The sequence below is a fragment of the Nocardia brasiliensis genome, from assembly GCF_011801125.1.
GTDB classification, from domain to species: Bacteria; Actinomycetota; Actinomycetes; order Mycobacteriales; family Mycobacteriaceae; genus Nocardia; species Nocardia brasiliensis_C.
Genome location: NZ_CP046171.1, coordinates 4,510,634 through 4,531,494, shown reverse-complemented (window position 1 = coordinate 4,531,494; position 20,861 = coordinate 4,510,634). Strand labels below are relative to the sequence as shown.

The 20,861-nt window shown below is 63.9% G+C and carries 19 protein-coding genes; 11 read left to right on the top strand and 8 right to left on the bottom strand.

What is annotated here, in order from left to right; translation table 11 throughout:
* Positions 1 to 342 precede the first annotated feature (342 nt).
* The 3 genes from F5X71_RS20360 to F5X71_RS20350 form a co-directional block, all read right to left on the bottom strand.
* On the bottom strand, positions 343 to 828 hold the full coding sequence (locus F5X71_RS20360) for an ML domain-containing protein (protein WP_167463477.1): 486 nt from the start codon (positions 826 to 828) through the stop codon (positions 343 to 345).
* 275 nt (positions 829 to 1,103) lie between these two features.
* Complete coding sequence (locus tag F5X71_RS20355; protein ID WP_238815357.1) at positions 1,104 to 1,913, bottom strand: serine hydrolase; 810 nt, start codon at positions 1,911 to 1,913, stop codon at positions 1,104 to 1,106.
* A gap of 112 nt (positions 1,914 to 2,025) precedes the next feature.
* Entirely contained in the window at positions 2,026 to 2,901 is an 876-nt protein-coding gene (locus F5X71_RS20350; protein WP_167463475.1) for a LysR family transcriptional regulator, read from the bottom strand.
* A 176-nt stretch (positions 2,902 to 3,077) separates the two neighbouring features.
* On the opposite strand from F5X71_RS20350, the gene bla reads away from it, so the two are divergent.
* The 4 genes from bla to F5X71_RS20325 all read left to right on the top strand — a co-directional run bounded on the left by bla (position 3,078) and on the right by F5X71_RS20325 (position 8,052).
* On the top strand, positions 3,078 to 3,974 hold the full coding sequence (bla, locus tag F5X71_RS20345; protein ID WP_428981495.1) for a class A beta-lactamase: 897 nt from the start codon (positions 3,078 to 3,080) through the stop codon (positions 3,972 to 3,974).
* On the top strand, positions 3,971 to 5,779 hold the full coding sequence (locus F5X71_RS20340; protein ID WP_167466596.1) for a penicillin-binding transpeptidase domain-containing protein: 1,809 nt from the start codon (positions 3,971 to 3,973) through the stop codon (positions 5,777 to 5,779). Before bla ends, F5X71_RS20340 begins: the two co-directional genes overlap by 4 nt.
* Positions 5,780 to 5,978: 199 nt before the next feature.
* Positions 5,979 to 6,458: a DUF2599 domain-containing protein gene (locus F5X71_RS20335; protein WP_167463473.1), complete on the top strand. Its 480-nt coding sequence runs from the start codon at positions 5,979 to 5,981 to the stop codon at positions 6,456 to 6,458.
* A gap of 1,141 nt (positions 6,459 to 7,599) precedes the next feature.
* Entirely contained in the window at positions 7,600 to 8,052 is a 453-nt protein-coding gene (locus F5X71_RS20325; RefSeq protein ID WP_167463471.1) for a hypothetical protein, read from the top strand.
* Between the two features lie 1,154 nt (positions 8,053 to 9,206).
* Here the strand turns inward: F5X71_RS20325 and F5X71_RS20320 are convergent.
* A complete protein-coding gene (locus F5X71_RS20320) occupies positions 9,207 to 10,247 on the bottom strand; it encodes an NAD(P)-dependent alcohol dehydrogenase (RefSeq protein ID WP_167463470.1) in 1,041 nt (346 codons plus the stop codon).
* Between the two features lie 116 nt (positions 10,248 to 10,363).
* Between F5X71_RS20320 and F5X71_RS20315 the strand changes: the two genes are divergently transcribed.
* The gene (locus tag F5X71_RS20315) at positions 10,364 to 10,753 is read left to right on the top strand and encodes a MerR family transcriptional regulator (protein ID WP_238815356.1); all 390 of its coding nucleotides are present in this window, start codon (positions 10,364 to 10,366) and stop codon (positions 10,751 to 10,753) included.
* A 25-nt stretch (positions 10,754 to 10,778) separates the two neighbouring features.
* Here F5X71_RS20315 and F5X71_RS20310 read toward each other — a convergent pair whose 3' ends face one another.
* Positions 10,779 to 11,885: an alkene reductase gene (locus tag F5X71_RS20310; RefSeq protein ID WP_167463469.1), complete on the bottom strand. Its 1,107-nt coding sequence runs from the start codon at positions 11,883 to 11,885 to the stop codon at positions 10,779 to 10,781.
* 313 nt (positions 11,886 to 12,198) lie between these two features.
* Between F5X71_RS20310 and F5X71_RS20305 the strand changes: the two genes are divergently transcribed.
* On the top strand, positions 12,199 to 13,593 hold the full coding sequence (locus tag F5X71_RS20305) for an ABC1 kinase family protein (protein WP_167466594.1): 1,395 nt from the start codon (positions 12,199 to 12,201) through the stop codon (positions 13,591 to 13,593).
* Here F5X71_RS20305 and F5X71_RS20300 read toward each other — a convergent pair.
* The 3 genes from F5X71_RS20300 to F5X71_RS37050 all read right to left on the bottom strand — a co-directional run bounded on the left by F5X71_RS20300 (position 13,586) and on the right by F5X71_RS37050 (position 15,190).
* The gene (locus F5X71_RS20300; RefSeq protein ID WP_167463468.1) at positions 13,586 to 14,080 is read right to left on the bottom strand and encodes a hypothetical protein; all 495 of its coding nucleotides are present in this window, start codon (positions 14,078 to 14,080) and stop codon (positions 13,586 to 13,588) included. The two genes, F5X71_RS20305 and F5X71_RS20300, sit on opposite strands and share 8 nt — an antisense overlap.
* A 151-nt stretch (positions 14,081 to 14,231) precedes the next feature.
* Complete coding sequence (locus tag F5X71_RS20295) at positions 14,232 to 14,666, bottom strand: SRPBCC family protein (protein ID WP_167463467.1); 435 nt, start codon at positions 14,664 to 14,666, stop codon at positions 14,232 to 14,234.
* Positions 14,663 to 15,190, bottom strand: a complete 528-nt coding sequence (locus tag F5X71_RS37050) for a class I SAM-dependent methyltransferase (protein WP_238815355.1) — start codon at positions 15,188 to 15,190, stop codon at positions 14,663 to 14,665. Before F5X71_RS37050 ends, F5X71_RS20295 begins: the two co-directional genes overlap by 4 nt.
* A gap of 448 nt (positions 15,191 to 15,638) precedes the next feature.
* Here F5X71_RS37050 and F5X71_RS20285 point away from each other — a divergent pair, with 448 nt between their 5' ends.
* The 5 genes from F5X71_RS20285 to F5X71_RS20265 all read left to right on the top strand — a co-directional run bounded on the left by F5X71_RS20285 (position 15,639) and on the right by F5X71_RS20265 (position 20,783).
* A complete protein-coding gene (locus F5X71_RS20285) occupies positions 15,639 to 16,271 on the top strand; it encodes a TetR/AcrR family transcriptional regulator (RefSeq protein ID WP_167463465.1) in 633 nt (210 codons plus the stop codon).
* Between the two features lie 154 nt (positions 16,272 to 16,425).
* Positions 16,426 to 17,328 carry an SDR family NAD(P)-dependent oxidoreductase gene (locus tag F5X71_RS20280; RefSeq protein ID WP_167463464.1) on the top strand — a complete coding sequence of 301 codons (903 nt, stop codon included), beginning with the start codon at positions 16,426 to 16,428 and terminating at the stop codon, positions 17,326 to 17,328.
* The gene (locus F5X71_RS20275) at positions 17,325 to 18,188 is read left to right on the top strand and encodes an SDR family NAD(P)-dependent oxidoreductase (protein ID WP_167463463.1); all 864 of its coding nucleotides are present in this window, start codon (positions 17,325 to 17,327) and stop codon (positions 18,186 to 18,188) included. The genes F5X71_RS20280 and F5X71_RS20275 overlap by 4 nt, the downstream gene beginning before the upstream one ends.
* A gap of 10 nt (positions 18,189 to 18,198) precedes the next feature.
* Entirely contained in the window at positions 18,199 to 19,728 is a 1,530-nt protein-coding gene (locus F5X71_RS20270; RefSeq protein ID WP_167463462.1) for a flavin-containing monooxygenase, read from the top strand.
* On the top strand, positions 19,725 to 20,783 hold the full coding sequence (locus tag F5X71_RS20265) for an alpha/beta hydrolase (protein ID WP_167463461.1): 1,059 nt from the start codon (positions 19,725 to 19,727) through the stop codon (positions 20,781 to 20,783). The genes F5X71_RS20270 and F5X71_RS20265 overlap by 4 nt, the downstream gene beginning before the upstream one ends.
* The last annotated feature ends 78 nt before the right edge of the window (positions 20,784 to 20,861 follow it).

Sequence of the window (20,861 nt, the reverse complement as noted above, 5' to 3'; positions counted from 1 at the left end):
GCCCGGCGCCAACCTCGCCGGCTCGGGTGGGAACTATAGCCATAGGGCATCATTGCGCCAGAGCTGGGCCTCAGGGTGCCTGTGCCGCAAGATTTGCCAGAAGGGCGCGTACGTATGTGCCCGGGGTACGTGATTGCGACGGGTTGCGATGCCGCGTGGAGTGCGCGGCTCGAACCGGGCGGTGGCGATGCACTCCGAGGAAGTCCGCACCCGCCCGGCCGCGCGAACATGATCCCAGCGAGATTACGCGATCGCCCCCGATCGGGCATTGATGGTCAACATCAATAATCTTCCGAACTCGCCCGGCGACTAGGTTTGAGCGTGTTGTCTTGTTTACGGTGGTCAACCGCTTACGATTTGAGCCGGGAATCTGAGGCAGACGTTCGTTTGCAGCCCACTGTTGACTTTGACCTGAAACGTCGCACGTACAGCTGGGTAGCTCGACAGAATAGGCAAATTGATCGAATTGGTGTATGTGGAGCCATGACTCACGGCACCGGCAGGAGTCTCCGCGCCTTCGAACGGAATGGGGATATTACCGATGATCGCGTGGATGGTGTATCGGCTGTACGGACTGGTGATGCCGCTCCGAAACGTGGTCGTAAAGGTGTAGGTCTGCCCTTGCACGAAGGCGACGTCCGCAAAGTCTGCGAATTGCGGGCTACTGAAGGACAGCACGGTCCCGCTTCCCGCATCGAACGGGGGACAGGAGTCGAAATCGAGCTCGCCAGCTCGAGCAGGCCCAATCCCTGCCGTGAGAATACCTCCGAAAAGCGTAACGGAAACACCGAACGCAAGGAGACTGCGGATCGCTACTTTTATGATCAACCACCCTTCTTGACGGGGCGGCTTCGGCCTGGGAAGCCGTCTGCTGACCCAGCATATCGAATTCGCGGCAACGATATGCTGTGTTGCTCCCTCGGTCAGCACGCGGCACGCTGTTCCAAACCGATCGTGCACCGCCTGGTCGGCAAAGATCAGCCACTGGCGCTCATGGGATAGTCCCGGAACGGGAACTTCGGAGTTGCCTGCGCCGCTCTCGTAGGTGTGGCCCTCAGCAACACCGTAACGTACGCGACGAGCCAGGCGCTTACACGTAACGGTCAAGCTCGGAGTTCGTCGTGAAGAATCCGAGCCACCCTCGCCATTGTCGCTTCGGCGCCCGATTGCACGGAGGCGGCCACCCGGGACTCGGTGAGCGCGGCGACCGCTAGCACCTGCCCGTCTGCATGCTCGACGACCCCGATCTCGTGCCGAAGATTGAGCAGGCTTCCGGTTTTCGAGGACCAGCGTGCGGCGTCGGAACTGAAGTCGGGTGCCATGCGATGTCGAATTACGTTGTCCGCCATCAACTCTCGGACCCTTTGTGCCGCGTATGGGTGGATCGGCTCAGGGTGCCACAGTCCCTGCAACAGATTGACGAACGCTCGTGCTGACCCGGTATTCGCCTGCCCGATATCGAGCTGGGGCACCGGGTGTCCGCCTCCGGTGTTAGAGACTTCGACGGCGAGAGCATGGGCAAGATAGCTTTGGGCCCGATCGAAGTGGAGCTCGTCCATGAGATGCCGGACCGCGATCCCCTCGAATCCAAGTCGTCGTAGTTCCTCGGCAACACTCGTCGGTGGCGTAAGTGCGAAGAGCGCATCGGCGGCGGTCCCGTCGCTGACCGCGACGCTCAGGTACAGCAGGTCGTCGAGGGCGACGGTGGAAGGGTGGCGGAATTTGGTCAGACCGGTCGAGCCCGGCGTGGTGGTTCGGCCGGGCTGCACGAGAATGGGCGTGGCCGGGTCGATCTCACCGCGAGTGATGCGTTCGAGGGTCGCCACCGCGAGCGGTATCTTCACCAGCGACGCGATCGGGAGCTCGAGCTCTGCGTCGAGGCCGAGTTCCTCGCCGCTGTCGAGGTCGCGCACCAGATAGGAGCCACGCAGTCCGGCATCCTGCAGTTCTTTCCGCGCCTCCTGTAGCGCTTTGGTCATTCCCAACGTTCACCTCCGCTCTCCGGGCACACCGTCTCCCGGCTCATTAGCTCAGTTGACCGAGACAGCGTGCGATTGCCGCCGAGGACAGGGACCCGATGCGTTCCGCGTCTTCGAGTTGCGCGGCTGCTAAAGCGTAGCCACGCGACAGCTCCAGTTCACCGATCGGCCGCCAGTGCAGACCTAAGTCGACGGCCTGGCTCTGCGCACACAGCAGCAAATCATTCGTTCCGAGGACCTCGGCGACGGCGGCGACCAGTGAGGTCCCTACGGCCACCTGGGTGGGCTGAAGGCCGAGGGCGTCACGCATCCGGGTGAGGTGCTCGCGGATATGCGGGACGTCGTCCTCCGGCTGAATCCAGACTCGGCGTCGGCGAGAGTGCTGGTCGGCACGCGCGGCCCGCAGGGTCTGCAGGTAGATGGGCCCGAAGTGCGGGCCACCGGTGTCGGCCAGCCCCAGGGGAACCTGCCACTTGCCCTGGTCGGAGGCTACTGCGACGAACGCGGCGCGCACTTCCCCCGTGCGGCCCAGCTCGGCCCGCTCGCTCGGGCCGGCCAGGTGCAGGTCGAGGTTCAGTTGGTGATGGTGGGCATCGGCGACGAGCTGCGCTAGAGGCAGCGGCGCGGACGTGGTTGGCACCGCCACGCGAAAAGGCCTCAACTTGGCGCGTTCAGCCTCCTGCTCCATTGTCTCTGCCAGCTCGACCAGGCGCCTCGCCGAGGGCAGCATCACTTTGCCGACTGCGGTCAACGTGGCGCTGCGTGAGGTTCGCTCGAGCAAGCGAGACCCGTAATGGCGCTCGAGCGCCGCGATGCGCCGCGATGCGACGGACTGCGGGATCCCGATAGCCGCAGCCCCGACCGTGAAATTTCCGTGTCGGCTGACCGCCACGAACGCCCTACAGGCGGCCAAGACATCCACACAGACAGTCTATGCCAAAACAGCATCAATAACCTCATTCTTGTCTTGGACAGCATCCATATCCGAATGTCAGGCTCGGTCCCGCCACCACGACGCCGTTCGGAACGGCGGTCGACCGACGAATGGAAACCATGACGACGACCCTCACCTCTGGACGATCCCGGCCTCGCCGCACCATGCTCGCCCTTGCAGCCGCGGTACTCCTCGCACCGCTCGCCGCCTGCGCCACCGAACAGCTACCGAGCCCGCTGCCGAAATCGACGGTCCCGATGAGTCTCGAAGCCGTCGACGAATTCGCCGATCTCGAGAAGGCCTTCGACGCCCGTCTGGGCGTCTATGCCATCGACACCGAGACCGGTCGTACGGTCGAGTATCGCGCCGACGAGAGATTCCCATATACCTCGACCTTCAAGGCTCTCGCCGCCGCCGCTGTACTGGAGGCGACGACACCGGCTGACCTCGATCACCGGATCAGCTACATCCGCGCTGACCTCGTACGTAATTCGCCGGTCACCGAACAGAACGTGGATCGGGGTATGACGCTGCGGGACCTGCTCGACGCGGCAGTGCGCTACAGCGACAACACGGCCGGCAACCTGCTGTTCGACCAGTTGGGAGGACCGAAGGGACTCGAGCAGAAATTGCGTGGTATCGGTGACCAGGTTACCCAGATGGACCGCACCGAGCCCGAACTCAACACTGCGGTCCCCGGTGATACCCGCGACACCAGCACCCCCCGTGCGCTGGCCACAGACCTGCGGTCCTACGCACTGGGCAACGTGTTGCCGGCCGACGATCGCGCGTTGTTCGTCGAGATGCTGCGCACGAATACCACCGGTGGCGAACTGATCCGAGCCGGTGCCCCCTCGGACTGGCTCGTCGGTGACAAAACCGGCGGCGGCGAACACGGCACTCGCAACGATATCGCTGTCGTGTGGCCGCCCAACCGCGCCCCGATCGTGCTCTCGGTGCTGTCCACCCGTCTGCAGGCCGATGCCACCTACGACAATGCGTTGATCGCACGCGCCGCGAAAGCAGCACTCACGGCGTTCCCGTCCGAGGTTCCGCGATGACCGAGGCGACACGTTCGGACAGAGCACGCGCGGGCGTCTGCTCTCTCGCCACGAAAATCCCCGCCGTGTTCGCTGTCGGAACCCTCACACTGACCGGCTGTGGGTTCGTCGAGCGGACGAACGAGCAGCAGATTACCTCTGTCGCAACCGATTTTGCCGATGCTCTCAACAACGACGACTCGGCCGCAGCCGCAGCGGTCACCACCGATCCGACCCAGGCCTCCGCGGTCATTGCCGCTCTCTACGAGGGGCTCGGCAAGGAGGCGCGGTTCGAGGTGCGTGAGGTCGACGACGACGAACGCACCTTCACCCTCGCCGCGACCTGGAAGCTGGGTAAGGACGGCAAGCACGAGTGGACCTACACCACCAGCGGGACCGCCAAGAAGACCGATGACGGATGGCGGGTCGGATGGGATCCGAGAACGGTAGCACCCGGACTGGATTCCGGGCCGCTCACCTACCGCCTGGTCTATCCGACTCCGGCGCGGGTGCTCGACAATGCCGGCGGAGAACTCATGTCCCAACAGGTCGTGACATTGGTAAAGCTGGCTCCGGGTGTGGACACCACGGCGGTGGCGGCACTGCTGTCCCCGATCGCGCCGACCATTACCGCGCAGTCGCTGCGTCTTGAACTCGAGGCCGCCCAAGGTAAGGCGATTACCGTGATCACCTTGCGTCCCAGCGATATCGACCCGATCAAGGTCGCGCTGTCGGCCATACCGCGTCTCACTTTGGTTCCCCAGACCCGGCTGCTCACCACCGACAAAGACCTCGCTTCCCCCACCCTGTCCGGGTTGTCGCAGCTGTGGCAGTCCCAGGCCGATACCGCAGCCGGATGGGCGGTGCGCGCCCATACCCCCGCCGGAACACAGCGTATTGCCTGGCAGGATCCGGCCACGACCACCGATATCCGCACCACCCTGGACATACGAGTCCAGCGGGCCGCCGAGGCCGCACTCGACCCGATCGCCAAACCGGCCGCCATCGTCGCCCTGCAGCCATCGACGGGCAACATCTTGGCGATGGCCCAGAACGCGGCCGCCGATACCCAGGGCCCGATCGCGTTAACCGGGCTCTACCCGCCGGGATCGACCTTCAAAACGGTCACGGTGTCAGCGGCCTTGCAGGCTGGAGCAGTGACCCCGGACAGCATCGTGGCCTGCCCCGCCTCGGCGAACATCGAAGGCCGTCGCATCCCTAACGACAACAACTTCGACCTCGGCAACGTGCCTTTGCGCACCGCATTCGCGCAATCCTGCAACACCACCATGGGCCAACTCGCGGTGGAACTACCCGCGACAGCGCTCACCGACGCGGCCGCGCAACTCGGATTGGGAATCGACTACCTCACCCCGGGCCTGACCACCGTCACCGGCACAGTTCCCCCTGCGGACACTTCCGCCCTGCGCGTGGAAGGAGGCATCGGTCAAGGCACGGTGACGGCCTCACCGTTCGGTATGGCCATGGTCGCCGCCTCCCTGGCCCGCGGCTCAGCGCCGAATCCGACCTTGGTCGCCGGAGCCCCCGGAAAACCCGGCCGTACCCCGCCTCCACCGCCGACCACTGTCGCCGACCAAGTGAAATCCATGATGCGCGAGACGATCACCAACGGCACCGCCACCCAATTACGCGACATTCCCGGCCTCCTCGGTAAGACCGGTACTGCCGAATTCATCGACGACACCCGCGCGCACGGATGGTTCGTTGGGATCGACGCCGATCTCGCCTTCGCGGTCTTCGTCTACGACGCAAACAGCTCCGGCCCCGCGGTCAACGCGGCTGGCCGGATGCTGCGCGCGTTGTAGGCGGTCCGCGACTGCTGATACCGATCAGGCACCGGAGTAGGTCAGTCCTCGAGGAAGCCCTGCACAGATCGAGTGGCGACACAGCGTCGACCGCTGGCACCTCCGCTGCTCCCAGCCAGATCGCCCTGGTGGTCGCGCACACGCCTGAGCCATTACGCGATACCGGATAACCTACATTCGGTTTCGAAAGGACATATCAATGCGACGCTACAGAATTCCGGCAATCGGTACGGTGGCTTTGCTGGCTTCCTTCACAAGCGGCGGCGCCAGCGCCACGGCCGAATCCGGACCTCCGCTCCCGAATGTCGTTGCTGCTGCGCCAGTTTCAACCCTGTCCAGCGACGAGGCTCTCGATTCGTTCGCGGGCCGCCCCCTCATCGACCACGTTGTCTGGACCGACAGCGCCGATGGCGTCAGCCTGATGATCTATCCGACCGATGCCGGACGCCAGAACCCCTTCCCACCCGCCGCCGAGCGCGCCTGGCAGGAAGTACTTCACTACGCCAGTACTGCTGATACTCCCGGCATGCGCGATCAGTTTATCTGCCACTGGGACTGGGCACGAATCGCCATGCCAGACAAGCCGAGCTGGAACATCGAGCCGTGGCGGCCCGCTGTCGCTTACCCCGCAACCGTAGCTGCCTTGTGCAATCCCGGAGTCCCTGAACACGAACTCTGACCGGGTGCGAGCTTTGCCAAGATTGCGGCGATAGTCGGCTCGCACTGAAGGGTTCGGTCGATAGACGAGCGGACACCGTGATCACCGACAGCTCGGCTTTGGTTCAATTCCGCGATGGGCTTCCGAGATTGCCGCGCGGCCATCACCCTCCCGTGTGGAGGCCGGCTAGAGTTGCTCCGTCAATTGGCTGGAACGCACTCCCCATTTCTGTCTCGCAGGAAACCATCCTGGCAGAAGCAGCCGCCCTTCACGCACATCTGGCTACACGTCCGGATTCGGATTCTCGACTGTCGGCTCGCACGGGTTGCCGCACGTCGAGTAGGACTCGTTCTTGCCGCACTCGAGCGGCTCCGAGCTCTGGTCGACAAGGCATCGCCGGTCCGGCCCCCAAGCGACGGAGCTGACCCAAGGCACCGGGGAATTGGTCGTGGCTGCGCCGACGTCGCTGCTCAGTGTGCCTGCCAACGTGGCAGCGGTGAAAGCGACGAACCCGGTGAGATTCGCCGGCGTCTTCGGAACTGTCATGTGCACGCTCTCCTGTCCGACCTGGTCACCGGGATTCCTTCGACGCAGTTGGTCGCGCAGATCAACACACACGCGAGCCAACTCGCCCGAAGGGATCCCGTTTCGCATTTGCTCGGGCGTGTCCCGGAGGCCCAGATGTCCGTCCACGCGGAGAAATCATGTCCACCGAACCGGAGCCACATGTCCGCACCGCCGGATTATTGCCTGTCCGCCAGCAGGGCACCTGGTGAACAAGAAGGCCCACCAGCTTTGGTCTGAGGAGGGCCTGCAGGCGTGGGTCCAACCGCGTTGCTGAGGAATAGTTGCCCGACTGCGAAGTCCCCGATTACCGCCACCACCATGCGAGATGCCACACCTAGTGGCAGTATGTGATCTGTATCTCTTAGCTCTAACGCCACGACCCCGGGCTTCGATATGGGGGATAGCTACATAGTTGCTGCACGATCTGTGTGATCGGATGCAGGACGTCGGGCACGATGACGGTCGAGTGCAGGGACTTCGGTCCGTCACTCGGCAATCGTGATCGACGTGAGAAGTCGATGACCGGGTAACGGAGTTCATTGACGCGGGTTCTTCCGGAGCAATCGCTCCGGTTCGCCGAGAGAGTGGAGACGTAATGAAACGAATCGCGAAGACATGCGCAGGGTTGTTCTCAGTCGCTGCCGCGCTGCCGATCGTTTTCGCCGCGACGGCGCACGCGGCACCCCCTGGCTCCGTTTACTTCAACTACAAGGGCACGAACTGCGCGATCACTCCGGACGGCGCGATCGGATGTGACCTGCCAAATATTCGTCCCGTTGGTCTAACTATCGTCGGTGATTTCTCGATTCCGGTTCCGGCTCCGCAAATCGTCGCCGATCCACGAACGCGCCCGGGCTATGACCTCAGCAAGCCCTATACCCAACCGGGTGGCAACTCCGACTTCTATCAAGTCGCCAACGATCAGGGTACGTTCGGTGCGCGGATCTCGTATGCGGGGGCATCCTGTGAGGAGAGTTTCCGCGGCACCTTTATGTGCGTTTCCAAGGGCGGCTATGAGAACAACAGGCAAGGCGTCTTCGGCCTCTGACGCCTCCCGCTTCGCGCGAGGGCGAATCAACGAAGGTACGACAGTCGCCGATGCTCTTCGATTGCTGGCGCCGGGGCGGCTTTTGCAATCGCGGAGTATTCGTCGGATTCTCGGTCCGAGTCCGGGCGCGTTGGACATCACGGCGTTGTCAGACGCTTTCGACGTCGTGCGTCGTGTGCATCCGGTCCACGGATCGCGTCTTGCCGTCGATCGTCGGGGGATTAGGGTAGCGGGCTCGTCGGTGTTGCCGTCGGCGCTGAAGGCGTTCGACGGCGATATCGAGGCCGTCTCCCATGACCTGGGCCTGGGCCTGGGTGATATTACGAGCAACACGTGGTTCGGTACGGCGAGCGCGCGAACGTCCTCTCGCAATCACCACAGCGTCGCCGACGGTCACGCGCGCCGGGCCCCGTGCTCGGCTCTGGTGTAGATGCTATCCGTGTCACCCGAAGGCATACTGCAGTGATGACGACAACCATCGTTGTCCGCAAGGCTTCACGAGTGAACCTCCCCGTACTTCGCACGAATTGCGAACTTTTATCGAATCGGCCACAGGACGGTCGCAATCCCCGTGACTGGCTGCCGCGACTCGAAATTCGGCTGCCTAATATAAAAATGAGAATTCCTTCGCGGATGTTGTTGGTAGCCGCTTCTGTGGCTTTGGTTGCACTTTCGACCCCTTCCTTCGTCGCGGGAGCGAGTCAGCCGAGATACAGGCTTTGCACCCATTGAGAACTAGTCGAGTTTCTCATTCGAGCTGGCATCGATGTAAGCTCTCCTGTCTCGCTTGACTCCCTCCTTTGCAAGTGCTGCAACTTCGGCTGCACAACTGACGATTTCATTCCACCTGCGTAGTAGGATCGGCAGTGTGGCCGCCGCGCGGTCTTACCGATGTCGGCCCTTTCAATGCCCGTCCTCGGTCAAATATGTTGTGACACCGCCGATTTCCGTGGCGTGGATCTCGTCGGTCGCGGCAGGATCGGGGTGGTAAGTTTCACCGCCCGAACTCGTCAACACAGATCGCCTGCACGTCGGCGGGCGGGGATCGTAGAGGTCGAACACCCGGGTTATCGTCGCGCCGAGTCGCTACGCCCTAATCGCACGGTTGACATCGATCGAGTCAGTGCAGCGGTTTTCGTGGCGCAGTCGAATGTTCAGTTGTCGAGGGTGGTGGTGTCGAGGACGAAGCGGTAGCGGACATCGCCGCGGGCGAGGCGGGCGTAGGCATCGGCTATGTGGTGGGCATCGACGTGTTCGACGTCGGCGGTAATGGCGTGGGCTGCACAAAAATCCAGCATCGCTTGGGTGGCCCGGATGCCGCCGGAGTTCGAGCCGGTGATGCTGCGTTGGGCAGGGACGATCGATGCGGCGTGGAAGTGCGCTGGCTGACCCGGGATGCCGAGGTAGACCAGGGTGCCGTTCAGGCGCAGCAGAGCCAGGAAGCTGTTGAGGTCCAAAGGCGCGGACAGGGTGTTGAGGATGAGGTCGAAATGTCCTGCAAGGTCGGTGAAGGTGGCGGAGTCGTCGGCGGCGAAGTAGTGGTCCGCACCGAACCGCAAGGCGTCGGATTTCTTGGCGTTTCCACGCCCGAGCGCGGTGACCTCGGCACCCATGGCGTGCGCGATCTTAATTGCGATGTGGCCAAGCCCCCCCACGCCGAGAACGGCGATCTTTTTCCCGGCAACCTGGTAGCGGGTGAGTGGGGTGTAGACGGTGATTCCGGCGCAGAGCAAGGGCGCGGCCGCATCCAGAGCGAGGTTGTCGGGGATGGCGAGAACGAACCGGTCGTTGACCACGATGGCTTGGCTGTACCCGCCGTGAACGGGTTCGCCGTCGTAGCCGCGCGCGTTGTAGGTGTGTACCACCGTCGCGCACAGGTGTTCGGCATCGGCGCGGCAGTATTCGCAGACACCACACGAGTCGACGTATGGCCCCACCCCGACCCGGTCGCCGGGAGCGAAGCGGGTGACGCTCGATCCGACCGCGGTGACGATGCCGGTGATTTCGTGCCCCGGAACCATGGGGAAGATCCCGGGTCCCCATTCACCGGTGACCTCGTGGAGATCGGTGTGGCAGATCCCGCAGTACGCTATTGCGATGACCACGTCGTGCTCGCCCGGTGTGCGCCGATGAATCGTGGTGACCTCCAGCGCGGACCCAGCCGTCGAGGCCGCCAGAGCGGTGGTGCTTGACATCGTGTTTCTCCTTGTCGTCGGACGGTCGGCCGCCGTCGGCGGGGAATCCGAACTCTTCGTGGTTCGTTGACCAATGTGATTTGGGACGAGACGAGATCGGGAAGGCGGTACATGCGATGGCGGGGATCCATATCGGGGAACTGGCCCACCGGACAGGCGTAGCGGCCCACCTGCTCCGGTATTACGAGCAGCAGAATCTGTTACACCCGCAGCGGCAGTCCAATGGGTACCGTATTTATCCCGAACACGCCGTAGAGCGGGTGCGCCAGATACGCGGGTTGTTGGAGGCAGGTCTGTCAACGCAGCTCATCGGTCAGATTCTTCCCTGTGTACGCGGCCCGGAGCCGCATATATACGCCTGCGGGGTGGTCGACCAACAGTTGGAGGCCGCACTCGAGGAAGAACTAGATCGAATCGACGATCAGATCGTCTATTTGACCAGCAATCGCCGAGCCATCCGAGCCTTTCTCGAGCAGATGAAGACCCCGCCCACCACAGTTGATTGACCCGCAGGCACTCTGCCGTGCCGCGTTAGTGATTCTCGGCCGCCAGTGACGGGTAGTCGATGTAGCCACGTTCACCTCCTTGGTAAAAGGTCTCCCGATCCGGTGAGTTCAGTGCGGCGTCGAGGGCGAAACGTCGAGGCAGGTCCGGGTTGGCCAGGAAACTCCGCCCGAAGGCCACTGCGGAAACACCCGCAGACAGCGCCTGTTCGGCACTGGCCTTGTCGTAATTGCCAGCGGCGATCACGGTATGCGGATAATGCTGAACTACCCACCGGCTATCGATGGCATCAGCCGGGCGTGGCGCCGAATCCGCCCCGATCACACCGGGTTCGACCACGTGCACATAGGCCAGATTCAACGGTGTGAGCTGAGTGAAGACATGAGTGAACAGCCCGATTGGATCGGAGTCGGTCATGTCCTGGAACGTGCTGGCAGGCGAGAGTCGCACCCCGACCCGATCCGGGCCGAATATCGAAACCAATGCGTGCAGGGTCTCCCGCAGCAGCCGGGTCCGATTGATCACCGGCCCGCCGTAGCGGTCGCCGCGCTGGTTGGCGCTGTTCTGCAGAAACTGGTCGATCAAATAGCCGTTGGCACCATGCAATTCCACCCCGTCGAAGCCGGCGGTGAGCGCGTGGCCAGCGGCCTGACGATACTGCTCGACGATGCCGGGTATCTCCTCGGTGCGTAGTGCCCGCGGTGTCTCGTACCGAACCCGCCCGTGGCGGGCAAACGTCATGCCATTGATCGCGATTGCCGACGGTCCTACCGGAGATTCATTGTCAGGTTGCAGGCTGGAATGCGAGGCCCGCCCGGTGTGCCAGAGTTGGGCCACGATCAGCCCGCCTGCCTGGTGCACTGCCTTGGTGACTGTCTGCCATGCCTGAGCCTGAGCGTTGGTCCAAAGGCCTGGAACCGACGGATTTCCGATGCCCTGTGGGGAGATCGCAATACCTTCCGAGACAACCAAACCCGCGGACGCGCGCTGTGCGTAATACGTCGCGGCCGCTGGGTGTGGCTGCCCGTCGGGCAGCGCACGGGAGCGAGTCATGGGGGCCATCACCATCCGATTGGCCAGCCGCAGGGCACCCAGCGTCACCGGTTCGAACAGAAACGAGGGCTGATCTTTCATCACACTTCCTTGTCCGGATTAATGCGCTGGTAGAGCATTGGCCAGAACTCCCGACAACGACGCTAAACCTCGAGACCGATATCAAGGTCAAGCATCCGAGATGTGACACCGGACACCCATCAGCGCCATCGAACCAGTCAGTCCGGGAAGGTCTGAAAGGGCCGGTGAGGCCGAAGCGCTGGCGACTATGTCGAGCTGTTGGCGAGTGCGTCTCGGCAGCGCAGCTGGCGGTTAGGGTTGGGGATATGAGCGGAATCGACTGTTGTGCGTGCAGCTGTGGGTCGAGGTCTGCGGTGGGATGGTGTGCGGATTGATGGCCCGCAGATCCGGCGGGGACAGCGCGGTCCCCAAGATTCCGTCCGGGCGGGTGGCTCGGGGCCGGGCCTTGGGGAAAGTCGCTGCGGGGCAGGCGTTGCGGGCCGCTGGTAGCCGTTTGTCGGTGATCGGCCGGTCGGAGCGCGCGAAGGAGTTGCTCAACGAGCGTCTGATGGTGTCGGCGATCGATCAGCTGGTGGTGGTGCTCGGGGGGATGAAGGGCGCTGCCATGAAACTAGGACAGACGCTGTCGATGCTGGAGTTGGAGATGTTGCCGCCAGTACAGCGGGAGCGGGTGCAGGCTCGGTTGGCCAGTTTGCGAGACGACGCGCCACAGCTGCCGTTCTCGGCTATTCGTCAGGTAATCGAGGCTGATCTGGGACCGCTGGAGACGGTGTTCAGCGAATTCGACGAGTGCGCCATCGCATCGGCATCGATCGGGCAGGTGCATCGCGCACGCCTGCTCGATGGCCGCGATGTCGCGGTGAAGGTGCAGTATCCGGGAATCGACAAGGCGGTACAGTCCGATCTGCGATTGATGGCGATGTTCGCCAAGGCGTTGAGTGCCCATCTGCCGGCGTTCGCGCACAATGCTCTTGTCGACGAGGTACAGCTCAGTGTGACGAACGAGCTGGACTATCTCGCCGAGGCGCGAGTGCAACATCGACTGGCGCAACGGTTTCGCGGACATCCTTTTATCGTGGTGCCGGACGCGATCGTGGCGCACTCGTCTCGGCGGGTGTTGGTCAGCGAGTTTTTCGAGGGCGTGTCTTTCGAGACGGTGCGTGGATTACCCGACGAGGAGCGCGATCGCATCGGCGAGCTGGTCTACCGCTTCTATATCGGCTCGTTGTTTCGCGACAACGAGTTCTGTGGGGATCCCCATCTGGGCAATGTGCTGCTCGGCCGGGATGGGCGGGTCGGTTTCGTCGACTTCGGGCTGTACAAGGTGATGCAGCCGAGCCATGTCGAGTTCGAGCGGCAATGTCTGCGCGCCGCCGCCGAGGGGCGCGCCGCGGACCTGTACGACTTGTTCGTCGGGCGCGGGATTGTGCAGCCGGACTCCGGGCTGACCGTAGTGGACTGCCTCGACTACGTCGATACCGCCGCGCAATTGTGTTTGATCGACGAAAAGATCACGGTGACAACAGAATTAGCGACGGCCGCGATGGTGGCTACCTTCGATCCCCGGGGAGTGCGACCGGCGGTGAACACTATCGACCATTGGCCGGCCGATCACTTCTTCTCCCGTCGGGCCGATTTCATGGCCATGGCTGTCCTCGGGCAGTTGCGGGCCACGGCCAATTGGCATCGCATCGCCAGAGAGTGGCTCTACAACGAGCCTCCCGAAACGGAGCTGGGCAAGGTGATCGCCGAGTGGCGGCTCACTTGAGCGGCAGAGCCCCATCCATGCCGCCGACGTCGGTGATCTTCCAGTCGGCGTTGCGGTCGACGCTCACGTTGTAGGTGACCGTGGTCTGTGTGCCTTCGGGTTGCTGGGCATTGGTGGAGGTGACGTTGACGAAGACGTTCACCTTGTAGACGCCACCGGACTCCGACATCACCTTTGCCGTGATGGGGGTGGCGGTGGAGGTCCATTTGAGCGGGCTGAGGATGTCCTGCAGTTTGGGTGCGGTGGCCTCGAACTTGCCTGCCAGCGCCGGAGTGGTGTTGGCCTTGAGTTTGCCCACCCAGGTGTTGAAGTCGGCGAAGTTCACTGTCGCCGCACCGACGGCGTAGTCGCTGGCCACCTGCTCGGCCCGCTTGTCAGCGGCGACGATGGCAGCGCGATCCGACAGCTCACCTCGAGCGCTGAAAAGCAACCCCGCCAAGGTGACGGCGACAGCGACCAGCGCGATCGTGGCCGCGGACCACGCCATGGTAGAGAGCGGAATCGCCACCGAACGGGCGGCTCTACTTGTTCCGCCCGGTGTCAAGACTTTATCGGTCGTCATCGGAGATTCTCCTGGAATGTCGTTGCCGGACAATAATATTCAGTCGACCAACACGTGCGATACCGGCCATGCGCGCTCACATCCGTTGCAGAGCCGCGCGTTGCAACCCGAAGAGGAACAGGCGCAGACCTACCGCCAACGCCCGCCCTGCCGGCACGGTGGGCAGCGGGACCGGCGGCTCGGTGCGCATGGTCATTGTGACCAGCGTGCCCTCCTGGACCGGATCGAACTCGAACTCGCCGAAATGATTCTCCAACGGCACACCACTGACCAGCCGATAGGTGAAGCGGTTCGGCGCATCGAATTCCACGACCTGCTCGACAACACCAACACGCCCGAACAACCCGATCCGATGCAGGGTGCCGAGCCCTTGCCGCTGGGTGAATCCCTCTCGCAGTACCCGTCCCCGAACGCCGGGCACGATTCTGTGGTGGTTCTCCCGATCCGCGACGGCGGCGAACACCACCTCCGGAGGGGCTGGGATGATGCGCTCGACGGTGGCTCGAATCATGATGGTTCCCTTGCTGGTTTGGTAGCCATGACGGTCTGCGCGAGACCGGCTGTGAGCTGTTCGATATCGGTGAAGCCGAGGCCGCTTAGGTGGCCGGTGATGTCGTCACGTCCGAACATGCGCACGCCGGACACCTTCTCCATTGCGGCGATAGGTGCCCGATCGCGGCGCCCGCCGGGCGCGAGGCTGGTGAGGATCACGAGCCGCCCGCCCGGCTTCAACACCCGCCACATCTCGTCGATGGCCTGGAACGGTTCATTGATCAGGTAAAGGGCGGCCAGACAGCTGACAGCGTCGGCGACCCCGTCGGCGAACGGCAGTTGTTCGGCATCGCCGTGCAGGTAGGCGACGGCCGGGCCCGAATTGTCGGCGACCGCCCTGGCCAGCATCGTGCGCGAGGCGTCCAGGCCGACGGCCAGACCCTGCGGGCCTACTCGAGAACCGAACCATCCGGTGAAATTGCCTGGCCCGCAGGCGATGTCCAGCACGGTCGCATCCGCTCGCAATCCGAGCCGAGTAGCCATCCGGTGACGGTCGGCATCGCGGCCTGGCGCCTCGAGCAGGCTTGCCACCCGCAATCCCAGCGGTCGCCCACATTGATAGACGCCGGCATACAGGCGGGTCCGCATGAGCCGCTGGCCCACGCCTCGAGCGGCGGGCGGCCGCGGCCCGAGGACATCGAGATACCCGTCGACGCTGGTCGCCGTGTACCGGCAACGTGTCGGATCCAGCAGAACTCGGGTTCGTTCGTGCGCGGAGGCGATTGTCGTCGGCTCATGCGAGTGATGGGCGGCGAGGTCTGGGCCGTCGGTCATCGAAACCTCCACATCGTCGTCGATGCCGCCTTTTTCAGATGGCGATAGTTTTCAGATAGTAATGCAATCTTTGTTGGGGACGCAACGCGGCCGTGGCGCCGGCGGTAGGTCGGGCGCATAGAATCAGAGGCGATCAGCACTGACGAAGGGATAGGGAATGCCAGCCGAGCGCAGGCGGATGACTCGCGCGGAGTCTCAGCAGCGCACGCGCGAGGAGGTTCTCGACGCGGCCGAGGAACTGTTCTTCGAACTCGGATTCCACGCCACCACGGTGGCCAAGATCGCCGAGGCCGCAGGGCGCACACAAGGGGCGATCTATGCCAATTTCTCCAGCAAGGAGAATCTCTGCGCCGAGGTGCTGCTGCGGTGCTACATGCGGACTTTCGCTGAGCTGATCGCGAAGGTGGCCGAATCCGGCGGGCCGTTCGACGCGCAGCTCGAGTCTCTTGCCGACTGGTTCAAGCACCTGGTGGCGGCGGAGGGCCTGGTGGCGTTGGCTGCCGAGTATGCCCTTGCGGTCCATAAGAATTCCGAACAGCTGGCGGTGTCGATCGGGCATATCGAGATGGGCCGCAACATGCTCGGCACGGTGCTGGCCACGGCGCTGCCGTTCAGCGTCGATCAGACGTCCAAGGACATCGCTGTCAACGCGATTCTCGCGACCGGCACGGGTCTGGCGCTGGGGCGGACGCTCGGCGCGATCGACGACGAGCAGCTGGTCGACCTGCTGATCCGGACGATCCGGCTGTGGGCAACCGATTTCGAACGAGGTGACGCCACGAAGGCGTAAGCGCATCGGCGGACTTCATGGTTCGCGACTCCCGTCGGCCCGGGGTTGTGGGGCGGACGGGATTTCTTTTGCCATCTTTAGGATTGCAACGCAATCTGAAATGTCTTACTATTCAAATCTGGCAAGTCTTGATGGCCGACAAAGGAGTCGCTGTATGGCCGATGTACACACCGACCGGCGCCGCAAGGAGGCGACGGACAGCGGGGTGACGGTGGTAACTGGCGCCGGCAGCGGCATCGGACGGGCAACTGCGCGGCGATTCGCGAGCAAAGGTTCGACGGTGATCGTCGCCGACATCAACGTCCAGACCGGCTCCGAGACAGTCGACCTCATCGAAAAAGACGGCGGCCGTGCGGTTTTCCGCCGTTTGGATGTGGCAGATGTGGCCGAGTGGGAGAGCTTTACAGACTGGGTGTGTGCGGAGTACGGCGTGCCGCAGGTCGTGATCAACAACGCGGGCATCCTGATCGCCGGCGGGTTTCTGGACCAGACCAACGCCGACTGGCGGCGGATGATCCAGATCAACATGATGAGCCCGCTGGTGGGGTCGCGATTGTTCGTGCAGCGCATGACCGACTCCGGTGTGCGCGGACACATCGTCAACGTCTGTTCCGTCGGCGCGTTCCTGCCGACACCGCTGGGACCGTCCTATGTGACGGCGAAAGCCGGTGCCTGGTTCGGCACCCAAGCGCTGCGTGCCGAGTTCGGTCAGCAGGGCATCGGCGTCACCGCGATCTGTCCTGGCCTGATCCGGACCAGCCTCGCGGCCAACGGAACGCGCGGCGGCGTCAGCGAACGCGACAGCTCGGCGTGGACCTCGAAGCTCGCCGCCGGGCACAAGCACTTCGGCCATTCCCCAGAGAAGGTCGCCGCCGCCATCGAGCGCGGGGTGCGGCGGAACCTGTCTACCGTTCCGGTCGGCATCGAAGCGTGGTTCGGCTGGTTCCTGTACCGACTCTCGCCGAGCCTGATGCGCGGTGCGTGCGGGCTGGTGACCATGTCGCTGTCGGACAAGGTCGTCGAGCTGTCCGGCAGGTTGTTCGGAGGCAAGCGATGAAGACCGTGATCATCACCGGCGCGGGCGCGGGTATCGGGCGGGAGACAGCGAAAGTGTTCGCCGCCAAGGGCGCTCGGATCATCGTTGCCGACATCGATACCAAGGGTGCGGACGAGACCGTCGAGGAGATCACCGCTGCGGGTGGCTCGGCCGTGGCCTACCGGTTGGATGTGTCCAGCGAGGACGAGTGGGAGCTCTTCGGTGAATGGGTGCGTGTCGAATTCGGTGTGCCGCAGGTGCTGATCAACAACGCGGGTGTCATGGACCTGGGCGGGTTCGTCGAAATGGCTGCGGCGCAGTGGCAACGGGAGATCGACATCGACCTGATGAGCGTGGTCTACGGATCGCGCGTCTTCGCACAGCAGATGGTCGACGCCGGGGTGCGCGGTCATATCGTGAACCTCTCCTCGGCCGCCGCGTACTTCCCGTCCAAGCTTGAGCCCGCCTACGGAGTCGCCAAATCGGCGGTGCTGATGGCCTCGCAGGCATTGCGAGTGGAATTGCGCGGCAAGGGAATCGGTGTCACCGCGATCTGCCCGGGTGCCATCCGCACGAACTTGCTCGCCAACGGTGAGCGCGCCGGGCTCTCGGAGGAACAGCAGGCAGCCTGGCGGGCTACCGCGGGTGGGATGCAGCGCTACGCGTATACCTCGCCGCAGAAGGTGGCCAGGGTGATCGAACGGTCGGTGCGCCGGAATTGGGCCGTCGTGCCGGTCGCGCCGGAGTCCTGGGTGATGTACGGCCTGTTCCGGCTCTCGCCGAGCCTGGCTCGCGAGTTACTCGCACGCGCGTCGTTCGAGCGGATCGAATCTGTCATCCCCCTGGCAACGAAGGCGCTCACTCGCCTGACCGGGAAATAGGAGCATCGCCGTGACTTCCAGCACACCGCAATTCGAGGTCGCCGTCATCGGCGCGGGGCCCGGCGGGATCGCTGCGGGCGTGAAGCTGCGCAAGGCGGGAATCGACGATTTCGTGATCATCGAGCGTGCCGCCGATGTCGGTGGCAGCTGGCACGAGAACCACTATCCGGGTATCGGGGTCGACATTCCGACGCTTGCTTATCAGTACTCGTTCGCGCGCAACGCGAAGTGGAGCCGCTTCTTCGCCCAAGGCGAGGAGGTCAAGCAATACCACGTCGATGTCGCCCACAAGTTCGGGCTGTACCCGCGGCTGCGGTTCAACACCACCGTCGGGCGCGAGGAGTGGGACGACACGGCTGGCGTGTGGAAGCTGCACACCGGTGACGGGTCCATCATCACCGCCCGGTTCGTGATCAGCGCGGTGGGTGCGTTCGTGCGGCCGAAGCAGGACATCGGGATTCCGGGCGCGCGGTCGTTCAAGGGCAAGGTACAGCGCCCGGCCGACTGGGACCATGACTACGACATGAGCGGCAAGAGCGTCGGCATCATCGGCACCGGCGCCAGTGCGGTGCAGATCGTTCCCGCCATCGCGCCGCAGGTCGGTCATCTGACCGTGTATCAGCGCACACCGGTGTGGTCGGTGCCCAAGCCGGATTTCCGGGTGCCCGCGGTGATGAAGAAGGTGCTCGGCACGCCAGGTCTGCAGGCGACCATTCACGGGGGCGTCCTCGTCGCGGTCGATCTGGTGCTGCGCGCAGTATTGCGGACTTCGCATTCGGCGCTGGCTCGGGCTGATGCGTTCTGCATCCGCGCTTACCGCAGGTATGTGGCCAGAGTCGTGCACGACTCCGAGACCAGCGCGAAACTGACACCGAATTTCGGGCTGCTCGCCAAGCGACCCACCATGTCCAATCACTACCTGAAGACGTTCAACCGTGCCAACGTGTCGCTGGTGACCGATCCGATCGAGAAGATCACCCCGACCGGCATCAAGACCCGCGACGGAGGGCTGCACAAACTCGATGTGCTGATCCTGGCCACCGGCTACGAGGTGTTCTCCGACCCGGAAACCTATCGGCCGGGAACCGTGGTGGGCCGTCACGGTTTCGACCTCGCCAAGTTCTACAACGAGGAAGGATTGCAGGCGTATGAGAGCGTCTCGGTCCCCGGGCTGCCCAATCGGTGGACGCTGTGCGGACCGTACTCGTGGACCGGTTCGGGCTGGCACGCCTTCGTGGAGATGACCGCGGACCACGCGATCCGGGCGATCAGCGAGACCCACCGGCGCCAGGCGCAGGTCTGCGAGATCCGTAAGGAGGCAGCCGAGGCCTACCATCGCAAGGTCTACGAGCGCGCCGAGCCACTGCGCTACTACCTGTCCGAGCTCAACGGGCATGTGCCGACCTATTACCGAAACTCCCAGGGTGACACCACTTATGTGCGCCCGTCGGGCTTCTTCGAAGCCGCGCGCGGCAACCGCAAATTCCCGCTCGACGACTACCGCTACGAAGGCCAACTCCCGCAGGAGGTTTCGGCATGAGCACCTCTGCCACCACACCCGCGGCACATCGTGTCGCGTCAGTCGAGATCGAACTGGCCAGTCGGGCGAGCCTGCTGCTGCGGGCAGCACACGCGCTGTTCCGGGTCACCATCCGCCCCGGGCTGGACATGATCGCGATCCTCGGCGAACGCGGACCGCTGCGCGGGGCACCGGCGTTCCGGATCGCCAATGTCGCGGAACTGATCGTGTTGCCACTGCGCCCTGCCCGAGGCACCCGCAGGCGAGCGATGCTGTACCCCGATTTCCGGGCGGAATGGCTGTGGCACAAAGATATCCCCGGACCGGATGATGCAGGACGTGGTGCGATCCTCTACCTCCACGGCGGCGGCTTCATCACCGGTGGCCTGCACAGTCACCGGCGGCTGGCCGCGCGGATCGCACGAGCCGCCGGACTGCCCGCCCTGGTCGTCGATTACCGGCAGCTGCCCAAAGCCCATGTCACCATGTCGGTCCAGGACGCCGTGCAGGCGTACCGCAGCCTGCTCGATCGGGGATTCAGTCCAGATCGAATCGTGTTCGTAGGTGATTCCGCGGGCGGTGGGCTATCGTTCGCCGCGGCGCTGGCCGCGCGCGATGGCGGTTTGCCGGTCCCTGGTGCCATCGTGGCTATCTCGCCGTGGGCGGATTTCGATCCCACTGCGCGGCAAGGACATCCGAACGATCGCACCGATGCCATGTTGTCGGCCTACTCGCTATCGGTTCCTGCGCTGGTCGGGTTGGGGCGCGACGGTGCGCTCGACCCGTCTTGGTCACCGGTCAACCACGATTTCACCGGCCTGCCACCGACATTGATCCAGGTCGGCTCGACCGAGGTGTTGTTGACCGATGCCGAATCGCTGGCCCGGCGCTGTGGGGAAGCGGCTGTGCCGTGCACCCTGCAGATCTGGGACCGTGCCATCCACGTCTTTCAGGCAGGGGCGGACGTGCTGCCGGATGCTCGCGCGGCCGTTGTGGAGATCGGGCGATTCATTCGAAACGTCCTCGATTCCAGCCAGTTCGAGCGCCGCCCTGTCGCCGACATGCCGGCGGCGTGACCGGCGTGAGGGTGAGCGGACGCACCACCCGCAGTCGCATTCGCCCACCTGGCCGGCGAGGGGAAGCAACTCGGTCGG